Origin of the sequence: Nostoc parmelioides FACHB-3921 (assembly GCF_014696625.1) — a bacterium.
Taxonomy (GTDB): domain Bacteria; phylum Cyanobacteriota; class Cyanobacteriia; order Cyanobacteriales; family Nostocaceae; genus Trichormus; species Trichormus parmelioides.
In genome coordinates, this window is sequence record NZ_JACJQL010000009.1 from 78,830 (window position 1) to 96,140 (window position 17,311).

Consider the following 17,311-nt stretch of genomic DNA (forward strand, 5'->3'; position numbering starts at 1 on the left):
GTAAAAAATAGAGGGTCTTTGAGAAATCGAAGTCTACCAAGTTGAGTATGTTTTTTGACCTCAAAAACTTGGATATTAGCCAGCTGATGTAAGGGCAACTTAGAACTAACAGTAGTGGGGTTCAAGCCCCCACCGAATTCTGCTAAATCAAACCCCCACTAATTGTTTATCTTTCGTCTCAATTGGTGCTGAAAGTGCTGCTTCCAAATCCGCACAACCTAATCTTTCCTCAAGAATTTTCATGACTTCTCGTCCGAAATCATTGGGGTTTTGTCGCCAAGCTTGCAAACAAACTTCCCCAAAGAATGAACCAAGAGGTTCGGGGTTCCACAAGAGTTTTTTGGCTGTCCAAGGCATCAAACTCATGGGATTGTACCCTGGTTTGAGGACACCTTCTTTAAAAGCATATTCTTCTAAATGGGTATGGGGTTGCAAACCAATAAAGAAAATAGCTGGTTCGACTTTATCAGCACCGAAGATTTTTTCCAATTCGCGGTGGTAGGCAATGGTTTGACGGATGGTTTCAGGACGTTCGTCAATCACGTTAAAGGAATAATTGACAGAAACCATATCATTAAACCCAGCCGCTTTTAAGTCACGGCAGTTTTGCAAGACAGTCCGCAAGTTATAACCCATCCGCATTTTTCGCACGAGTTCTTGAGAACCACTGGTAATTCCAATTTCAAAATAGTTCATCCCAGTTTTTGCCATCAACTCACACAATTCTGGTGTGAGGTTGTCGGCTCTGATGTATGCTGCCCAGTGGATATCTGTCATACCAGAATCAATAATTTTCTGTAACAGTTCCACAGCATCATCAATGAATTTTCGTGCAGGAATGAATTGGGCATCTGTAAACCAGAAATTGCGAATGCCGCGATTATACAATTGCCGTATTTCTGCCACGACTTCATCAGCTGGGTTAATACGTACCTGTTTACCTTCCACTACGGTGTACACACAGTAACAACAGTTGTGAGGACAACCGCGTTTGGTTTGGACACCGATATAAAAGTCTTGTTCTTGCAGGTAATAGTTAAACTCCGGCCAGATAGTTTCGATATAGTCGTAGTTACAGGCGCTTTTTTCCAATGGGGTGGGTTGTTCGTGGATTAAACGTTGGCGTGGCTTCGCTTCTCCCACTACATAACAGCGTTCATCCCGAAACTCTTTGCCACTTAAGAATTTTTCGAGTAAAGTTTCCCCTTCACCCACAGAAATAATTGTGCCATTGGGTAGGCTTTTACCCAGTTGTTCGTAAAATACGCTAACAGCACCACCACCCACAACCACACGGGCATCAGGGTGATATTTGGCAGCACGTTTTAAGCCACGTTTAATTAATCCCAGGTTACGCCACAACTCGACATAGTAGGCAATGAAGATGCGTAAACCACCTAAAGCCCCACGTAATTTAATGAGGGGATTTTTAGCGTAGTAAAATTCAAAAGCGTTTTGCAGAGGGTTGCCACCACGTCCACCCACTGGGGCATAAATTTGAATATCCCTCCAAGAAAATACCAATAGGGTGGGCTGGAATTCGTCGATACAACGATCCAAGGCAGAGGCATAATCTAAAGGTGGAACTGTTCCCAAATCAAAAATTCGTTGTTCGATATCGGGAAACATTTTGTGGACATGATCGCTCAAGTAAACAACCCCAATAGGAAAGATGGGGTTACAAGGAAGGCGAACATAGAGAATTCGATTTTCCATCATCGGTGTTTTAACTTCCATCTTGCCGTCTGTTGAGGAGAGTTGAAAAAATAGTCAATATGCCAAGTGTGTTTTAGTCTGACTTGCCTATTACAAGCCTGCTTGACATTTAAGCAGATTCTTGATAAGCAGATTTTCCTGGCATGGAAATAATATAGATTGGCTTTATGAAGAAAAATTTCATATATCTTTACCATAACACTGAGTTCATTCCTTAAGCGATGATCCCTATAGTTAAGCCCTAAGAAGGTTGAAACTGAAAATTTTCTATTAGAGGTTTCATTGCGGCGCTGGAATAACGATGATTCAATGGTATTGATTATGAATTTAATAGGTCATAAATTGAGAAAAAATATTTATTACTGTATAATTTTATGGGCAATAATTTTTTTTATATAAATTCCATAACTTGAACATATCTTTAGATATAAATAGCGTAGAAAATTTCAGTTGGTAGTCGGAGTTACAACATATTGGGATCAGCCAGTGTTAACTTTGCAGGTGTAATGTAAAATTGTGGCGACAAGCTCCTCAGCAGTTATGGCTCAAATATTAGATCCTCTACCACCAGAGCAATCAGGAAAAGTTCTCTGCTGCTACGTTAATGCCACGAGCAAAATCCAGGTCGCTCGCATCACCAATATTCCCAATTGGTACTTTGAAAGGGTGGTTTTCCCTGGACAACGCCTCGTGTTTGAAGCTCCCATCGAAGGGCAAATGGAGATTCATACAGGTATGATGGCAAGTGCAATTTTGTCTGACACCATTCCGTGCGATCGCCTGATTATGAGCGAACCTAGCAGCAATGAATTTAATACAGATTCCTTAGGGACAGACCCTATTAGTACAAAATCCGTAGCGCAGACAAATAATACAAAACCTTTAACAGTTGCTGGTCTAGCATCCGTTGAATAAGAAAATAATTTTAGTCAAATATTAAAAGCTGCTGAATTCAGCAGCTTTTTTGTTTAGTTAATTGTCAATTGTCAGTTGTCAGTAGTTTTACTCTACTCCCCTGCTCCCCCTGCTCCCTGCCCCCCTGCTTCCCCTGCCCCCAGCCTCTTAAAAGTCCCACTCCCATCTACAATAAATATTTTATGCACCTACCTTCATTTATTTGGCTGTGGAAAATAGCTGCGTGGTCGATGGGATTATCGCTATTGGCTTATGTGCTGCTAGCAACCACAGGGTTTTGGATGTGGCGGATAAGAAATTCGCTCACAGTTCCTAGTTTTATGATGTTTGCTGGGGGTCGTTCACAATGGGTAACGCTGCACGTGATTATGGGTGTCAGCATGGTCAGTTTAGTGCTGTTACTGCTGGCGATCGGAATTATCGGCACTTTGGGACACTTTGGCTCTTTAGGTCACTCTTCACACCTGTGGGCTGGATTAATTGTCGTGGGATTAGTTTTACTATCTGCCTTTAGTGCGACACAGATTAGGTTCGGGAAAGCTTGGGCTAGACCGTTACACATCACTTTAAATACTATTTTGTTTTTAGGTTTCGCTTGGGTATCACTCACTGGTTGGAGTGTAGTACAAAAGTATCTACCATGAACATATTCAGCCACCGGCTACCACCCCCTACTCTCACTATCCCGGTTAGACTAAATTTAAAAGCCTATAAGCCTAATTGAGCCGTGACAGCAAATTTAGTCGATAATTCAACTACTGTTTTCCGCCTATCTCCCCTAATTCGGATTACCTTACTCAGTCTATACATAGCGCTCACAGTCCCCTTACCTTTCTTAGCAGAGGCGACAAACGCACCTACACCACCGACTTTGTTATGGGTGGGAATTAGCATTGGTTTTGTTGGCTTGTATGCGGTGTTGACTGAACGAGTAGTTGTAGATGACCAAGGAATACAGGTAACATATCCAGTCTGGGTTCCCAAATTCTTCCGTAAAGGTTGGTCTTTACCTTGGAAAGAAGTAAAACAAATTAAACCCCGCTCCACAGGGCAAGGAGGGCTGGTTTATTATTTTCTCAGTCAAGATGGAAAAGCTTATTTACTACCCATGCGCGTAGCCGGATTTGCCCGTCTGGTGAACATTGTCCAAAGCAAAACAGGTATAGACACCACAGATGTTCGCCCTTTAGCACAACCGTGGATGTATTTAATTTTATTAGGATTTACACTATTACTACTTTTAATCGATGCTTGGGCGATCGCCACAGCTATAGCCATCTAAGATTAGGAACCGGGGATTAGGGACTGGGTAAAAAACTTCTCCCCAATACCCCCACACCTTACACCCCTATACTCCCGATGACAGCCCAACTACGGCTAGAACAAGTTAATCTGTTTGCCAAGCTAAAAACCCAACTCCAGGGCCACCAAATATTGCAGGATATCTCTTTTGAGATTAACTCTGGCGATCGCCTAGCAATTATTGGTTCCTCCGGTGCTGGCAAAACGTCTCTACTACGCCTCATTAACCGACTTAGTGAACCCAATAGCGGCAAAATTTTTTTAGAAAATCAAGAATATGAGCAAATTCCCGTCATCCAATTACGCCAGATAGTAACCCTGGTATTACAAGAGCCAAAGTTGCTGGGGATGACAGTCCAGCAAGCCTTAGCTTACCCTTTAGTTTTGCGCGGTTTGCCCAAAGAGACTATTCAACAGCGAGTTAGTCATTGGACAGAACAGCTGCAAATCCCTAGTGATTGGTTAGGACGCACTGAGGTACAACTTTCGACTGGACAGAGACAACTCGTAGCGATCGCTCGTGCTTTAGCCATTCAACCGAAAATTCTCCTGTTAGACGAGCCAACCTCTCATCTAGATATTGGTATAGCCTCCCATCTTATCCAAGTTTTAACTCAGCTAACTCAAACTCATCCCACAACAATCGTGATGGTAAACAGTCAGCTAGACTTCAATCAGATGTTTTGTAATCGGCTTTTGTATTTACAGCAAGGACGTTTATTGGTAAATCAAACAGCTTCTAACATCGACTGGATTGACTTGCAAAAGAGGTTGATGCACGCCGAAAACCAAGCCAATGAAGAATGGAACTAATGTCAATGGTCAATGGTCATTAGTCAATGGTCATTAGTTATTCTCCTTTGCTTCCCCTGCTCCTCTACTTCCCTGCCTCCCTTACACCCTCTGCCCACTTAGTGTTGAGCGTTGGTTGCTAAATCTTTCTTTTGTTAACTTTGCTTGTGTTTGTGGAGGATTAGCATTCAAAATTTCCATGTTAAATCTGTATCCAACATTGCGGATAGTCTGAATGAGGCTAGGTTGGCGGGGATCAAGTTCTACTTTTTTACGTAACGATAGAACATGAGTGTCAATGGTACGCGGATTGTCGATAGCGTCAGGCCACGCACGACGTAGCAACTCTGATCGGCTCAAAGGTACTCCACCAGCTTGCGCCAAAACGTACAACAAACTAAATTCCTGTGGAGTCAGGTCGATAAACTCCCCTTGGAATCGTACACGGCGCTGGACTAAATCGATTTGCAAAGTACCATAATCCAAATAAGCAGGAGCAGTAGGTGTGCGCTTGCGGCGGATTAATGCCTCTACCCTAGCCAAAAACTCCTGCATCCCAAATGGTTTGCTCAAGTAATCATCAGCTCCCGCTTTCAACCCGGCAACGATATCAGCCTCATTAGTCCGAGCAGATAACATGAGAATTAGCGGTTGTTGCTGACGATGCAGCCAACGGCAAAATTCAATACCGTCACCATCTGGCAAATCAGCATCCAGAATGACTAGAGTTGGCTGATGGCTCAAAAAGGCTTCCCTTGCTTGATATATGCTGGCGGCTTGATGCACACGGTACTCCAACTGTTGCAAGTGCCAACCCAGCAACGACCTCAGATGGGGATTCCCCTCAACGATTTCAATACAAACCGAACCCACGGCGGCAAGACCCCTTAGCGTCGATGAATTTCAAAGTAACAAGCCCATGCCCAAGGTTTTGTAGTCTTTGTTACTCTAGCCACAATTACCTTTACGTTTTTTTATAACCTATGTTGGCAAAATGTTGAGTTTATGCCTTGTCCAGAGCGAAGTTGATAATATTGTTAAATTTTTGTTATAGTTATTAAAAGTTCTTTTAGCTAAATGACTTACATTTAGAGCCAAACAATGTACCTCAACGTCATCAGCAAAAGAATACACAGCGTTAATTTTTGGCTAAATTCGCTTGTAATTTAGTTAATTCGACCACTTTTCCTCTGCTCAAGCTGTTCACTACAACTGAAAGTATAAAAATAGCCTAACGACTTAACGTAATTGCAAGTTTTCTGGAATAAAATCTAACTGTATTGTAGCTGCTGGAGTAACTATCAAAAGTGACAAAAAAGAATTGCATCTGAAATTGAAGCAGAAATCACCCTTCACATTTCAGCCTGAATCATTTACAATTCTCATTCCAAAGACATAAATCAGCAGTTATGCTCCAAGACACACAAACCATCCGCTATTACCAACGAATTACCGACGCCTTCGTCGATTTGTGGAATCGCGGTTATCGCACGGATGAAATGCGGATGTATTTGGACGGGTATTTAGCCGCGCTGCGACACAGTAACGTCATTGAGCCTTATCTGATTCATCGTTTAGAGGAGGAAGCTAGTCGCTACTTGTACGATGTGTCAAACTTTGTGAAAACACAGCCACAACCAGACTATTACTAAACCCCGCCAAAGAGCAAATAATAGTACCTGTAGCTCAACGCACGCAGATGATCTTAGCATATTATCTGTAATGGTCAAGAGCCACAATGGCGGGAATTCGGGGAAATACTTTACTCATGGATATCAGCCCCTCAGTTATTTAGGGATTTCCAATCATGAGAATTGGGCGAAAAAGAGTTTGAATTTTGGATTTTTAATTGAACATCTAGAATTGCCAATCCAAAATTACAGGAGCATAGGGCGTAGGAAATGGGAAATTGGCTAATTTTCCATAATGTCTAATCTGATACCTTTGGGAAAATATCTTTGGACTATTCCTATGCCCCATACCCAACTTTTATGAAAGAGTATTAAGCGTAAATCCTACTTTTTCTAATTTTTAGAAGGGATTTATTTAGCTCTAGCACAACCTTCCAAAACAGTATTACCTGCAATGTATACTGCTGAGTAAGGGTAGTTGATGTCAGACATACCATCACTACAAGAACCTTTTCTGATTACCAGGGTATTGGTGCTGTTACGCCCTCGCAAACGATAAACTCTGACTAAATCTGCTGGTCTTCCTGATGCTGTGGAAGGGGCAATATAAGGAAACTTTTGACTAGATTCAGGGGTAGAGTAAATTATTCCTTTGCGGCTAATTGTTACACCCCAAAACGGTTCTGTACCACTGACCATCAATTCTTCACTAGTACCTCGATTGGTAGCCTGAGAAACCAAGGAATTATTATTAACATTAATGTCTTCTCTTTTGCTGTTAGCACTGCTAGTATCACTCAACATTAAAATAGTAGTAATTCCAGCTAAGAATGTAGACAAAATTTGTATTTTCATGGCTTTCTAATTAAATTTATTAGTTAGTTTCGTGCTTTTTTAACTACAACATTAACAATATATTTTCCGCCTGAATATTCAGGATTTTGAGAGTGATGATGCCCCAATACGGTTCAGTTAAGAAGAATAGTAGGTTGGGTAGAGCGATAGCGAAACCCAACAAAGTGGCAAGAATGTTGGGTTACTCTACGAGAAGGCTGCGCCTACGTTCCTCAACCCAACCTACACCAAATCAGTTTTTTAACGCTAACTGAACTGTATTGGACTATGCCCCGTCTACTCAGACGTACAAATTTATAAGGTAATGCGGAAAGCCCAAAATCCGCAAATAACAAAAAATAACCCCCTGTAGATGCAGAAGGCTATTTCTCGTTGATGATTAATTTTGTGAGATATTCAGAATGGGGCGATGTAATGAGCTATGCTCTACCGGAGGCGATCGCCAGACAGATGGCAGCTAAGATGGCAGCTATCACGTAAAATGAGCTAACTACCTGTAATTCTGACCAGCCTGATAATTCTAAATGGTGGTGCAGAGGAGCCATTTTCAAGAGGCGCTTGCCTTTACCGTCGGGGCCTTTGGTGGCTTTGTAATAGCTTACCTGTGCCATTACAGAAAGGGTTTCAACGAAGAAGATGCCACTGAGGATAAACAGGGCTACCAAACTGTTAGTTAGTAAAGCTACAGCAGCTAAAGCACCTCCTAGTGCTAGGGAACCTGTATCACCCATGAACACCCTAGCTGGGTTGCGGTTGTGAGCTAAGAAACCTAAGCAACTGCCGCTTAAAGCTGCACAGAAAACCATTAATGCGGGGGATGTTGGGGCAACTATAGCACCTAATGCGAGTAGGGCGATCGCTACAGTTCCTCCGGCTAATCCATCAATACCATCAGTTAAATTAGTTGCATTACTCTCTGCCACGAGGACAAAGCCAGCCAAAGGCCAGAATAAAAATCCCAAAGGTAGGGCAAAGCTTACCCAGGGTAAAGCAATACTCGTAATATTAGCAGGTTGATTAAACATTAACCATAAACAAAAGGCTGCTGCAAAACCGATTTGCAAAGCCAATTTCATCCGGGGGGAGATACCCTTATTGGACTTACGGCGCAGAATTTGCCAATCGTCAATCCAACCAATTAGCCCATAGCTGAGGGTGAGAGCAGAGACAGCAAGTACTTCTATCGCAAAGTTAGACAGTACACAAGCACCTACCACGGCAACAGGGATGAAAAATATCCCCCCCATTGTGGGTGTGCCGGCTTTTTTCAAGTGGGCTTGAGGGCCATCTTCACGGATGATTTGCCCAGTTTTCAATGCTTGCAGTAGTGGTACGACAAAGTAACCTGCAATAGCTGAAGCAATAGTACATAGCAACAGGGGCAAGGTCAGCGATGTACCTTGCCAGGGATTTCTGTTTGCTATCCAATCCAAAGTTAAAGCTACTATGCCTAGCCCGGCGGCTAAGGAAGAAGCTAGACCAATACCAGAAATATTTAATCCTTGATTAGGCGATAATTTAGCGTCCACAAAAGTTTCCCTTCACTCCACACTTTAATAAAACTGAATTATAGGGACTATATATAACAGAGTCCCAGTCTCAAAAGACTAATCTTCGTCTATGGTGATATCGTCATCATCATCATCAAGGTAATCGATGCCGTCTTCTCCACCCAGGAACTCTGATATTTCTTCTTCTTCATCGGAAAAATCTGGTTCATGAACGTCGCGGGAAATCAGACGACCGTTGGCTTGCAACCAATCTAATAGGGAAGATTCTTGCTTTAGAGGGATGACAGCCGCACGCTGGTTACGAGGTTCTTCACGTAAAGGAGAATTCAACATATCGATATCTAATGAGCAAAAAGACTTATGTAACTAGACATTAAGCAGTCTATCACTTGAGACGGGATAATTTAGTTATTTCTTCAACTATTGGATTGATAAATCCGCAAGCTGACCAAAATAATTTATTTAATAAAGATAAACTAATTGGGAATAGATTCTTAGTTATTTTTCCTGCTCCATACATAGGACATTAATATCAATTTAATGTGAGTTTAATGGTGATGCTTTTTAAAGGAATGTGATGTTGAAAAAAACAGCTTTATTAGATGCGATCGCCGGGACTAATCGCGGTTTATTAGCCAGTGAACAGCAGAAACAAGCTATCTTAGCAGCGATCGCTACATTAGAAGACCTCAATCCTACACCGCGTCCAGTAGAAAATGCCAATCTGCTAGAAGGTAATTGGCGACTACTATACACCACCAGTAAAGCTCTTTTAAACTTAGATCGCGTACCTGTATATAAACTTGGACAAATTTATCAGTGTATTCGGGTAGAAACTACCAGCGTTTACAACATAGCAGAGATTTATGGCTTACCTTATCTCGAAGGATTAGTTAGCGTAGCTGCCAAATTTGAGCCAGTTTCCGAACGGCGTGTCCAAGTTAAATTTCAACGTTCCATCGTTGGTTTACAACGATTAATCGGGTACACTTCCCCAGGGGATTTTATCCAACAAATCGAAGCTGGTAAAAAATTCACTGCCCTAGATGTACCTATCAAAAGTGATACACAGCAGGGATGGTTAGATATCACCTACATAGATAACGATTTACGCATTGGCAGGGGTAACGAGGGTAGCGTGTTTGTTTTAAGCAAAACATAAGTTTTTTCTTAAAAATGTGTTTGCGAACGAAGTTACGCGATCATTTAACCTTTGTCAAGGAGGGTCTGACCCCCATCTTAAGGCTGAGATGGGTAAGGGAACAGTGGCTAAAGGAAGAGATTGACACTAGAGGCAAAAATCGAGAAAAACCGATGACTATTGACTATGAGCAACTGATAACTGACAGCTGACAACTAACCAATCAGACAAATAACTTAACAAAGCCTCTAGTGACGACCTTCAAGATGTAGAGTGAAATCAAATAGCCCTATATATTGGCAATTGATAACTAAAAGGGAAGATACTCATGGTTCAACGTGGTTCTAAAGTACGTATTCTCCGCCCAGAATCCTACTGGTTCCAAGATGTCGGAACTGTAGCTTCTGTTGACCAAAGTGGCATCAAATACCCAGTAATTGTCCGCTTTGATAAGGTAAACTACTCTGGCATCAACACCAACAACTTTGCGGTAGATGAATTGATAGAGGTGGAAGCACCTAAAGCCAAGCCTGCTAATAAAAAATAAGCAGCCAAGCCTCAAAGGGATTATTTAATGGGATGATGGGGGAAGGGTAAAATTATAGATACGAAGTATGAAATTATAATTTTTCATTCTTCACATCAGCCTACTCTACCGTATACCAACCGCCATGCGGATATTTACGGATTCTCCTGAGTAGTGCAACAAAGATTTAGAGTGTCTATATTCTTTCTCGTTTTTGATTTCCAAAAAGTATTCCCATAGCTTGCTCAATCAGCTTAAATGCCTGAATTGCCTGAAGTTGAAACAGTGCGGCGGGGTTTAAACCAACTAACCCTGAACCGAAAAATTACGGGTGGAGATGTGTTGCTTCATCGCACCATCGCTCACCCTTTTTCTGTTGGTGATTTTGTTAATGGAATTACCGGGAGTTCTATTAGCGCTTGGCATCGTCGCGGTAAATATCTCCTTGCTTCCACTACTTCCGCCGCTTGGCTAGGTGTGCATCTGAGGATGACTGGTCAATTGCTGTGGTTAAACCAAAATGAGCCTTTACACAAGCACACGCGGGTAAGAATTTTTTTCGAGGATCAACGGGAATTGCGGTTTGTTGACCAGCGAACTTTTGGTCAAATGTGGTGGGTTCCATCGGGAATGGCTGTAGAAGGCGTGATTACTGGTTTAGCCAAACTTGCTGTAGATCCCTTTTCACCTGAATTTACTGTTGAGTACTTAGCAAATAAGTTGCATAATCGTCGCCGTCCCATCAAAACAGCACTATTAGACCAGTCGGTTGTTGCAGGATTAGGTAACATCTATGCTGACGAAGCATTGTTTAAAAGTGGTGTGTTACCAGAAACTCTATGTACAAACGTGCAGTTAAAGCAAATTGAGCTTTTGAGGACGGCGATTATTCAAGTTTTAGAAACCAGTATTGAGGCTGGTGGTACGACTTTTAGTAATTTCCTCAATGTCAAAGGGGTGAATGGTAATTATGGTGGTGTCGCCTGGGTGTACAACCGTGCAGGGGAACCATGTAAAGTTTGTGGTGATGTAATTCAGCGTATCAAATTAGGTGGAAGATCCAGCCATTTTTGTCGCCAGTGTCAAGTTTAGGGGTGTAGGGAGAAAATAATTGTTTCCATTGAAAGTATTGATACCTGTCGCACTCCAGGTAAGTTGAACTTTTGTACTCAGCTGCAAGCTAAAATCCTCTATGAGCCGATTGAAAAAATAGAGGGGATTTATTTTATGGCAATTAAAAAAGGCGAGATGGTTCGCGCTATCCGCGAGAAACTTGAAAATAGTGTAGAAGCGAAAGCCAGCGATACTCGCTTTCCTGCTTACTTGTTTGAAACTAAGGGTGAAGTCGTAGATATCAAAGGTGATTACGCGCTGGTAATGTTTGGACAAGTACCAACGCCAAATATCTGGTTACGTTTGGATCAAATTGAATCGTTTTAACGCGGGGAGTAGGGGAAGAGACTTTAGCTAACTAATGTTGAGTTTCCTTGCTTCCAGCCAATTCACTCCATGACAAATTACAATTTGCGAATTACGAGTTACGAATTCATCTAAGTTGTTAATGTGGGTGGTGTAAGGATGCAATTCTACTCGAACTATGTCTTCTTCTCCAGACTCCCCCCCAATTTTGCATCGTCTACCTCGTGTCGCCATTATTGGTGCTGGTAGGGTTGGTAGCACTTTAGCTCAACGTATTGCTGAGAAAAATCTAGCAGATGTGGTGCTATTAGATATTGTTGAGGGTATGCCTCAAGGATTGGCACTAGATTTATTAGAAGCTAGGGGTATTGAATTGCATAATCGTCAGATTATCGGTACAAATAATTATGCTGATACCTCTGGTTCGCAAATCGCTGTCATCACAGCCGGATTTCCCCGCAAGCCAGGGATGAGTCGGGATGATTTGTTGAAAACTAACGCCAAAATTGTTGTTGAAGCGGCAAAGCAAGCGATCGCCTACTCTCCCCATGCTATTTTTATCGTAGTCACCAATCCTTTGGACGTGATGACCTATTTAGCTTGGGAAGCCACAGGTTTACCCCGTAACCGCATCATGGGTATGGCTGGGGTGTTAGACTCGGCAAGATTTGAAACTTTCATCGCCTTGGAATTAGGGGTATTACCTGCGGATGTCAAAGCGATGGTATTGGGTAGCCACGGGGATTTGATGGTTCCCCTATCTCGTTACGCCACAGTTAACGGTATCCCGATTACAGAATTGTTGGATGCAGCCACAATAGAAAGGTTGGTGGAGAGAACCCGTAATGGTGGTGCGGAAATTGTGGAACTGATGCAGACTGGTGGCGCATTTTTTGCACCTGCATCAGCGACAAGTTTGATGGTGGAATCAATTTTATTGAATCAGTCGCGCTTGTTACCTGTGTCTGTATATCTGCAAGGCGAATATGGTTTAAAAGATGTAGTGATTGGTGTTCCTTGTCGCCTGGGATTAAATGGAATTGAGAGTGTACTGGAATTAAATCTTAGTGATAGTGAACGAGAAGCTTTACAAATTTCTGCTCAATCGGTGCGGAAACATATTGAGCGATTGCATTCTAATCAGCATAGCTGATATCAATAAATTTTGAGCGTTACTTGATGAGTATATTCATTACTCATATTTCTTGATGAGCTAAGAGTATCTTACCTGAGATATATCTTTTATAAGTATTGATATGTTATTAGTTTTATGAAACTAAATTTATTGGGAGAATAAATGATTTTTGCAATATATATTTCCTTAAATCACGTAGATATGCAAAACACAAAGTAGATTGATAAATATAAAAATTATTTCTATAGTTGATACATTGACGATGAATTTAGCGTATCTCATATTAGCACACAACAACCCTAAGCATTTACAAAAACTGATTAATTCTCTTGATACTTCAAATGTTCATTTTTTCGTACACGTAGATAACAAGAGCGATATATTACCTTTTCAGGCTACGATTAGCAGTAATAAAGTTACTTTTATTCCAGAAAGAAGTAACATATTCTGGGGCGAATTTTCTATGGTGAAAGCTACTATAGATTTAATGAAAACTGCTTTAGATACACAAATATTTGATTACTTAATATTAATTAGTGGCAGTGATTATCCTCTTAAGAATGCACAGTATATTAAATATTTTTTTGCAAAAAATAAAGGTTCAGAGTTTATAAATTTAGTTGAAATACCTAATGAACAAGCCTCCAAAAATTTAAATAGACTGTATCAATATCGAATTAGCTTTTCCTCTAAAAATATATTTTTACGTGTATTTAGGAGGATAATCAATTGTGTTATTAACGATTTATTCCATTGGCGACGTAACTATAAAAAAGCTTTAGGTGAGTTAAAACCATATGCTGGTAGCCAATGGTGGGCTTTATCTGGTGATGCTTGCAGCTATATATTGAATTTCATTGCTAGAAACCCAGAAATATTAAAGTTCTTCCGAACTGCGCTAATTCCTGATGAATCATTCTTTCATACAATATTAGCTAATTCCGATTTTATAACAAAAGTTAAACCAAATCTTACTTTTACAAAGTGGAGTGATTCAGCGCACCCAGAATATATCACTATAGAAATAGTGCAAAATTTTCAAGGTATGGACGCAATTTACAACCATAACATAGGTGGGTACGGTGAAGTACTTTTTGCGAGGAAATTTGCCACTAACTCAGAAGAAGTGATTAAGTTTATAGATGATTATATTGCTTGAATGAAATGGCTAATTATTGAAGTACTTTCTGGCTTTGCTTTTGCATCCACAATGCTAGTACACCCATAAACACAACCCCCATTATTCCTTGTAAGGGATTGTTATTCACTCCAGTTACCCAGTCAGGAACTTCACCTGAATATTGAATTAATCCTCCTACATTAATAATGTAGTATCCCCATACTAAACCACCATGCAACCCAATTGGTAAACCCAAACGTCCCCTACGCCAGCATTTACCCCATACCTGCGTTAGCCCTAACAAGACCAAAGCTGGAAATTGAGGTAGTGTATGAATAATGACTTCTATTGGTTTAATAAAATGTAGTGATGCAAATGTAACTGCATCTATCCACAATACCAAGGGTGGACTGTAATCTCTTTGCAACTCATCCAGCAACCATCCACGAAATAACAGTTCTTCAGCAAATCCCACACCCAAACCGACGAAAAAGCCTTCTAAAACTATCTTGAGTAATAAAATTGTTGGTTGTTGCCATTTTAGCCAGCCCAAAAAACCTTCAATGGTGAATAAAATCAGAATGTTAATCAACCCCATTCCCAAACCACACACCATCTCTACACCGTTACGCCGCGTGAATTCTAAACCATACTGTTGAAGTATTTGCGGTTGCTGATAGACATTAATACCCCACAGTCGAAGCAGAAAAATAAACTCTGCATATAACAATACCATTGTCAAGATACTTGCTAAATTAGTATCACGCACTAATAAGTAAATTGGTGCAGCCAAGGGTAGCCATAAACATAATAAAGCGAGTATAAAATAGCCCAGCCTAATTGGGGCTGGACGCTGGGCTAAAAGAGCAAGTCTGTTTTTCATATGAAGTTTATCAGTCAGCACTCCAGATTATGACTGATGACATCATCATTAGTAATCCCTACTTTGCCGTTGGCAATATTCATTATTGATTGTGGGGGCGTGAATTTTATTCCTCTAAAACCCGCGAGGAATTGAGCTAACTGATAATTTTACCTAGCCCCGCTTTATGACGATTTACCGATTATTCATCGGGTTCTATTGTGCTGCTAAGACCGTGATTTTTGAGGGTTTCGCAGTAAAATTCTGCGTGTTCTTGGGCGCAGGTAATAACTAAGGCTAACCCATTAGTATGGGCTTCCATCATGATGCTCACAGCTTGAGGCTGGGTGAGGCTCGGCACGGTGGTGATTAGTACTTGCACCACGTACTCCATAGAGTTGTGGTCGTCGTTATGGAGCAAAACGCGATACCGAGGCGCTAGCTTGCGGGATGTGGAACGCTTCTCAATGGTTTCGACTGACACAGCTTTTGCTCTTGGTTTTTGGAGTTACTACAATACAGTTTCTGTTAAGCGATCGCTTAACAGTTATTTGCTCATTTTATAGCATTTTCATTAAAATTTTATGTCATGAAAGACTTTCTTGCCAATACTTTGTTTCGGCAAAATGGTGTTGCCGAGCATATAGCAGTAGTTCTACAGCATATTTTCATCATAATATCCTACTTTCACTTTTAGAATAAAAGGAGAAGAAACCTGCAAATTTATCCTTGCCGTCGCCCTAAATGATTATGGACATAAGTCTCAACTTTCAACCAGGACAAATTGTGTCTTTAGAGCATGGCGACAAAAATCTGTATGCAGAAGTGATTCAAGTTGTCGTTTCCCGCCAGTTATGCTGGGTTCGTCCCCTACTGCTAGTAACCTATACTTCCGAACTGCCAATAATAACCGATTTGCGAGATGGGTCTGACTTGCTTTGGCCTATCAACCTGTTTCGACACGCCCTAGATACAGAAGTTATTACCCTCCTGAGTCAAGTTTTGCTCAAAGAACCAAAATCAGAAACAGACTCACTAGCCAAGCAGCAACTCCATCAATTTATTCAACAACTTTGGCAAGCGTATCAGGAGGGAGTGGCAAGTGGAGAATAGAGAGCCAGGAAAAAACTAACGACCATTGACTTAAGAATATCTAATTCCCGCATCCTGCATCCGTTGAATCGCCGCATATAAACGTTCTTCACAGATGGTGAGGGCAATTCTAAAATAACCTTCACCTGACGCGCCATAACCAACCCCTGGGGGAACGACGATACCGCATTTATCTAGCAGCAAAGCAGTAAATTCAGTTGAGGTATATCCAGACGGTACAGGAACCCAAACATAAAGAGTAGCTTTTGGTGGTTCGATAGGCCATCCTAAAGATTGCAATCCTTTAACAATAATGTCACGACGATTTTGGTAAACTGACATCACAGCTTGTAGTTCTACTTCATCTGTGCTGTAAGCTGCGATCGCTGCTTTTTGAATTGCTTTAAATACACCAGAATCAACGTTTGTCTTGACTTGACTCAAGCCCTTAATGGCATAGGCATTACCAACCGCAAATCCAATCCTCCAGCCTGTCATATTGTACGACTTAGATAGACTGTGAAATTCAATGGCGATATCCTTTGCACCTGGAATTTGTAGGACACTGGGTGGTTTGTAGCCATCGTACGCCATTTCTGAATAAGCATGATCATGGCACAACAAAATATTGTACTGCTGACAAAAAGCTACTAATTCTTCAAAAAACTTTAGTGTCGCTATTGATCCAGTAGGATTATTGGGATAATTAATCCACAACATTTTGGCTTTACGGGCTACTTCTTCAGGAATTAAATCCAAATCGGGCAAAAATTTATTTTCCGCTTTTAGAGGCATGGTAAAAGGTTCGCCCCCGGCAAAAATTGTGGAAGTTCTATACACGGGATAACCAGGGTCTGGTATTAATGTGTAATCTCCTGCTTCCACAAAAGCTAAAAAAGTATTATGTATGGCTTCTTTTGAACCAATAGAAGAAACAACTTCTGTATTGGAGTTCAAACCCGTCACCCCAAACCGGCGTTCCATCCACTTCACGGCTGCTTCTCGAAACTCTTGCGTACCCTCGTAAGGCGGATAATTATGGTTAGAAGCATCATCAATTGCCTCACGCATCGCCTGGAGAATATGAGCGGGAGTTGGCTTATCAGGATCACCTACTCCTATATTAATAATGTCAACTCCTTGGGCAATCAGTGCTTCCCGTTTACGGTTAATTTCAGCAAACAAATAAGGAGGAATTTTTTCTAAACGTTTAGCAAACTGCATGGCAACTTGTAACTAATGCAAAAGTGGATGCTCTTTAGCACAGTTTACGCCACACTAGGTAGCTAAATCA

20 protein-coding genes are annotated in these 17,311 nt (G+C 41.2%); 12 read left to right on the forward strand and 8 right to left on the reverse strand.

Going from position 1 to position 17,311, the window contains the following annotated elements:
- Positions 1 to 147: 147 nt before the first annotated feature.
- The gene (locus H6G14_RS08690; protein ID WP_190566878.1) at positions 148 to 1,737 is read right to left on the reverse strand and encodes a photosystem II high light acclimation radical SAM protein; all 1,590 of its coding nucleotides are present in this window, start codon (positions 1,735 to 1,737) and stop codon (positions 148 to 150) included.
- A gap of 519 nt (positions 1,738 to 2,256) precedes the next feature.
- Between H6G14_RS08690 and H6G14_RS08695 the strand changes: the two genes are divergently transcribed.
- From H6G14_RS08695 to H6G14_RS08710, 4 genes are all read left to right on the forward strand, one after another.
- Positions 2,257 to 2,631, forward strand: a complete 375-nt coding sequence (locus H6G14_RS08695; protein ID WP_190566880.1) for a DUF1830 domain-containing protein — start codon at positions 2,257 to 2,259, stop codon at positions 2,629 to 2,631.
- A 182-nt stretch (positions 2,632 to 2,813) separates the two neighbouring features.
- The gene (locus H6G14_RS08700) at positions 2,814 to 3,275 is read left to right on the forward strand and encodes a DUF4079 domain-containing protein (protein ID WP_190566882.1); all 462 of its coding nucleotides are present in this window, start codon (positions 2,814 to 2,816) and stop codon (positions 3,273 to 3,275) included.
- An 83-nt stretch (positions 3,276 to 3,358) separates the two neighbouring features.
- Positions 3,359 to 3,913 carry a hypothetical protein gene (locus H6G14_RS08705; RefSeq protein ID WP_190566884.1) on the forward strand — a complete coding sequence of 185 codons (555 nt, stop codon included), beginning with the start codon at positions 3,359 to 3,361 and terminating at the stop codon, positions 3,911 to 3,913.
- Positions 3,914 to 3,990: 77 nt separating this feature from the next.
- Positions 3,991 to 4,746 carry an ABC transporter ATP-binding protein gene (locus H6G14_RS08710; RefSeq protein ID WP_190566886.1) on the forward strand — a complete coding sequence of 252 codons (756 nt, stop codon included), beginning with the start codon at positions 3,991 to 3,993 and terminating at the stop codon, positions 4,744 to 4,746.
- An 81-nt stretch (positions 4,747 to 4,827) separates the two neighbouring features.
- On the opposite strand, the gene H6G14_RS08715 is transcribed toward H6G14_RS08710, so the two are convergent.
- Positions 4,828 to 5,598: a response regulator transcription factor gene (locus tag H6G14_RS08715; protein ID WP_010998450.1), complete on the reverse strand. Its 771-nt coding sequence runs from the start codon at positions 5,596 to 5,598 to the stop codon at positions 4,828 to 4,830.
- 536 nt (positions 5,599 to 6,134) lie between these two features.
- Here H6G14_RS08715 and H6G14_RS08720 point away from each other — a divergent pair.
- The gene (locus H6G14_RS08720) at positions 6,135 to 6,377 is read left to right on the forward strand and encodes a DUF6761 family protein (RefSeq protein ID WP_010998451.1); all 243 of its coding nucleotides are present in this window, start codon (positions 6,135 to 6,137) and stop codon (positions 6,375 to 6,377) included.
- 390 nt (positions 6,378 to 6,767) lie between these two features.
- On the opposite strand, the gene H6G14_RS08725 is transcribed toward H6G14_RS08720, so the two are convergent.
- The 3 genes from H6G14_RS08725 to H6G14_RS08735 form a co-directional block, all read right to left on the reverse strand.
- Positions 6,768 to 7,211, reverse strand: coding sequence for a COG3650 family protein (locus H6G14_RS08725; protein ID WP_190566888.1), 444 nt, complete (start codon positions 7,209 to 7,211; stop codon positions 6,768 to 6,770).
- 419 nt (positions 7,212 to 7,630) lie between these two features.
- The gene (gene mraY, locus H6G14_RS08730) at positions 7,631 to 8,740 is read right to left on the reverse strand and encodes a phospho-N-acetylmuramoyl-pentapeptide-transferase (RefSeq protein WP_190566890.1); all 1,110 of its coding nucleotides are present in this window, start codon (positions 8,738 to 8,740) and stop codon (positions 7,631 to 7,633) included.
- A gap of 78 nt (positions 8,741 to 8,818) precedes the next feature.
- The gene (locus H6G14_RS08735; protein WP_010998455.1) at positions 8,819 to 9,055 is read right to left on the reverse strand and encodes a DUF3134 domain-containing protein; all 237 of its coding nucleotides are present in this window, start codon (positions 9,053 to 9,055) and stop codon (positions 8,819 to 8,821) included.
- A gap of 244 nt (positions 9,056 to 9,299) precedes the next feature.
- Between H6G14_RS08735 and H6G14_RS08740 the strand changes: the two genes are divergently transcribed.
- From H6G14_RS08740 to H6G14_RS08765, 6 genes are all read left to right on the forward strand, one after another.
- Positions 9,300 to 9,884, forward strand: coding sequence for a PAP/fibrillin family protein (locus H6G14_RS08740; protein WP_190566892.1), 585 nt, complete (start codon positions 9,300 to 9,302; stop codon positions 9,882 to 9,884).
- Between the two features lie 307 nt (positions 9,885 to 10,191).
- Positions 10,192 to 10,410, forward strand: a complete 219-nt coding sequence (locus H6G14_RS08745; protein WP_190566894.1) for a photosystem I reaction center subunit IV — start codon at positions 10,192 to 10,194, stop codon at positions 10,408 to 10,410.
- A gap of 237 nt (positions 10,411 to 10,647) precedes the next feature.
- Positions 10,648 to 11,481, forward strand: a complete 834-nt coding sequence (locus H6G14_RS08750; RefSeq protein WP_190566895.1) for a DNA-formamidopyrimidine glycosylase — start codon at positions 10,648 to 10,650, stop codon at positions 11,479 to 11,481.
- A gap of 135 nt (positions 11,482 to 11,616) precedes the next feature.
- On the forward strand, positions 11,617 to 11,829 hold the full coding sequence (gene ndhO, locus H6G14_RS08755) for an NAD(P)H-quinone oxidoreductase subunit O (protein ID WP_190566898.1): 213 nt from the start codon (positions 11,617 to 11,619) through the stop codon (positions 11,827 to 11,829).
- 157 nt (positions 11,830 to 11,986) lie between these two features.
- Positions 11,987 to 12,961 carry a malate dehydrogenase gene (gene mdh / locus H6G14_RS08760; protein ID WP_190566900.1) on the forward strand — a complete coding sequence of 325 codons (975 nt, stop codon included), beginning with the start codon at positions 11,987 to 11,989 and terminating at the stop codon, positions 12,959 to 12,961.
- A 244-nt stretch (positions 12,962 to 13,205) separates the two neighbouring features.
- Positions 13,206 to 14,102: a beta-1,6-N-acetylglucosaminyltransferase gene (locus tag H6G14_RS08765; RefSeq protein WP_190566902.1), complete on the forward strand. Its 897-nt coding sequence runs from the start codon at positions 13,206 to 13,208 to the stop codon at positions 14,100 to 14,102.
- A 13-nt stretch (positions 14,103 to 14,115) separates the two neighbouring features.
- On the opposite strand, the gene H6G14_RS08770 is transcribed toward H6G14_RS08765, so the two are convergent.
- Together H6G14_RS08770 and clpS are read right to left on the reverse strand one after the other, a co-directional pair.
- Positions 14,116 to 14,946 carry a CPBP family intramembrane glutamic endopeptidase gene (locus H6G14_RS08770; protein ID WP_190566904.1) on the reverse strand — a complete coding sequence of 277 codons (831 nt, stop codon included), beginning with the start codon at positions 14,944 to 14,946 and terminating at the stop codon, positions 14,116 to 14,118.
- Between the two features lie 181 nt (positions 14,947 to 15,127).
- Positions 15,128 to 15,409 (reverse strand): ATP-dependent Clp protease adapter ClpS, encoded by a 282-nt coding sequence (gene clpS, locus H6G14_RS08775; RefSeq protein WP_190566906.1) that lies wholly within the window; start codon positions 15,407 to 15,409, stop codon positions 15,128 to 15,130.
- Between the two features lie 266 nt (positions 15,410 to 15,675).
- Here clpS and H6G14_RS08780 point away from each other — a divergent pair, with 266 nt between their 5' ends.
- Entirely contained in the window at positions 15,676 to 16,038 is a 363-nt protein-coding gene (locus tag H6G14_RS08780) for a hypothetical protein (protein ID WP_190566908.1), read from the forward strand.
- A 30-nt stretch (positions 16,039 to 16,068) separates the two neighbouring features.
- On the opposite strand, the gene H6G14_RS08785 is transcribed toward H6G14_RS08780, so the two are convergent.
- Complete coding sequence (locus H6G14_RS08785; RefSeq protein WP_190566910.1) at positions 16,069 to 17,241, reverse strand: pyridoxal phosphate-dependent aminotransferase; 1,173 nt, start codon at positions 17,239 to 17,241, stop codon at positions 16,069 to 16,071.
- Positions 17,242 to 17,311: the final 70 nt, after the last annotated feature.

Bases quoted from the DNA above. Each gene is read 5' to 3' on its own strand.
- H6G14_RS08700 (WP_190566882.1), top strand. From the start codon at position 2,814: ATGCACCTACCTTCATTTATTTGGCTGTGGAAAATAGCTGCGTGGTCG.
- H6G14_RS08695 (WP_190566880.1), top strand. From the start codon at position 2,257: ATGGCTCAAATATTAGATCCTCTACCACCAGAGCAATCAGGAAAAGTT.
- H6G14_RS08770 (WP_190566904.1), bottom strand. From the start codon at position 14,946: ATGAAAAACAGACTTGCTCTTTTAGCCCAGCGTCCAGCCCCAATTAGG.
- mdh (WP_190566900.1), top strand. From the start codon at position 11,987: ATGTCTTCTTCTCCAGACTCCCCCCCAATTTTGCATCGTCTACCTCGT.
- H6G14_RS08690 (WP_190566878.1), bottom strand. From the start codon at position 1,737: ATGGAAGTTAAAACACCGATGATGGAAAATCGAATTCTCTATGTTCGC.
- H6G14_RS08750 (WP_190566895.1), top strand. From the start codon at position 10,648: ATGCCTGAATTGCCTGAAGTTGAAACAGTGCGGCGGGGTTTAAACCAA.
- H6G14_RS08735 (WP_010998455.1), bottom strand. From the start codon at position 9,055: ATGTTGAATTCTCCTTTACGTGAAGAACCTCGTAACCAGCGTGCGGCT.
- H6G14_RS08740 (WP_190566892.1), top strand. From the start codon at position 9,300: ATGTTGAAAAAAACAGCTTTATTAGATGCGATCGCCGGGACTAATCGC.
- H6G14_RS08725 (WP_190566888.1), bottom strand. From the start codon at position 7,211: ATGAAAATACAAATTTTGTCTACATTCTTAGCTGGAATTACTACTATT.
- H6G14_RS08745 (WP_190566894.1), top strand. From the start codon at position 10,192: ATGGTTCAACGTGGTTCTAAAGTACGTATTCTCCGCCCAGAATCCTAC.
- H6G14_RS08785 (WP_190566910.1), bottom strand. From the start codon at position 17,241: ATGCAGTTTGCTAAACGTTTAGAAAAAATTCCTCCTTATTTGTTTGCT.
- ndhO (WP_190566898.1), top strand. From the start codon at position 11,617: ATGGCAATTAAAAAAGGCGAGATGGTTCGCGCTATCCGCGAGAAACTT.
- H6G14_RS08765 (WP_190566902.1), top strand. From the start codon at position 13,206: ATGAATTTAGCGTATCTCATATTAGCACACAACAACCCTAAGCATTTA.
- H6G14_RS08720 (WP_010998451.1), top strand. From the start codon at position 6,135: ATGCTCCAAGACACACAAACCATCCGCTATTACCAACGAATTACCGAC.
- H6G14_RS08710 (WP_190566886.1), top strand. From the start codon at position 3,991: ATGACAGCCCAACTACGGCTAGAACAAGTTAATCTGTTTGCCAAGCTA.
- H6G14_RS08780 (WP_190566908.1), top strand. From the start codon at position 15,676: ATGGACATAAGTCTCAACTTTCAACCAGGACAAATTGTGTCTTTAGAG.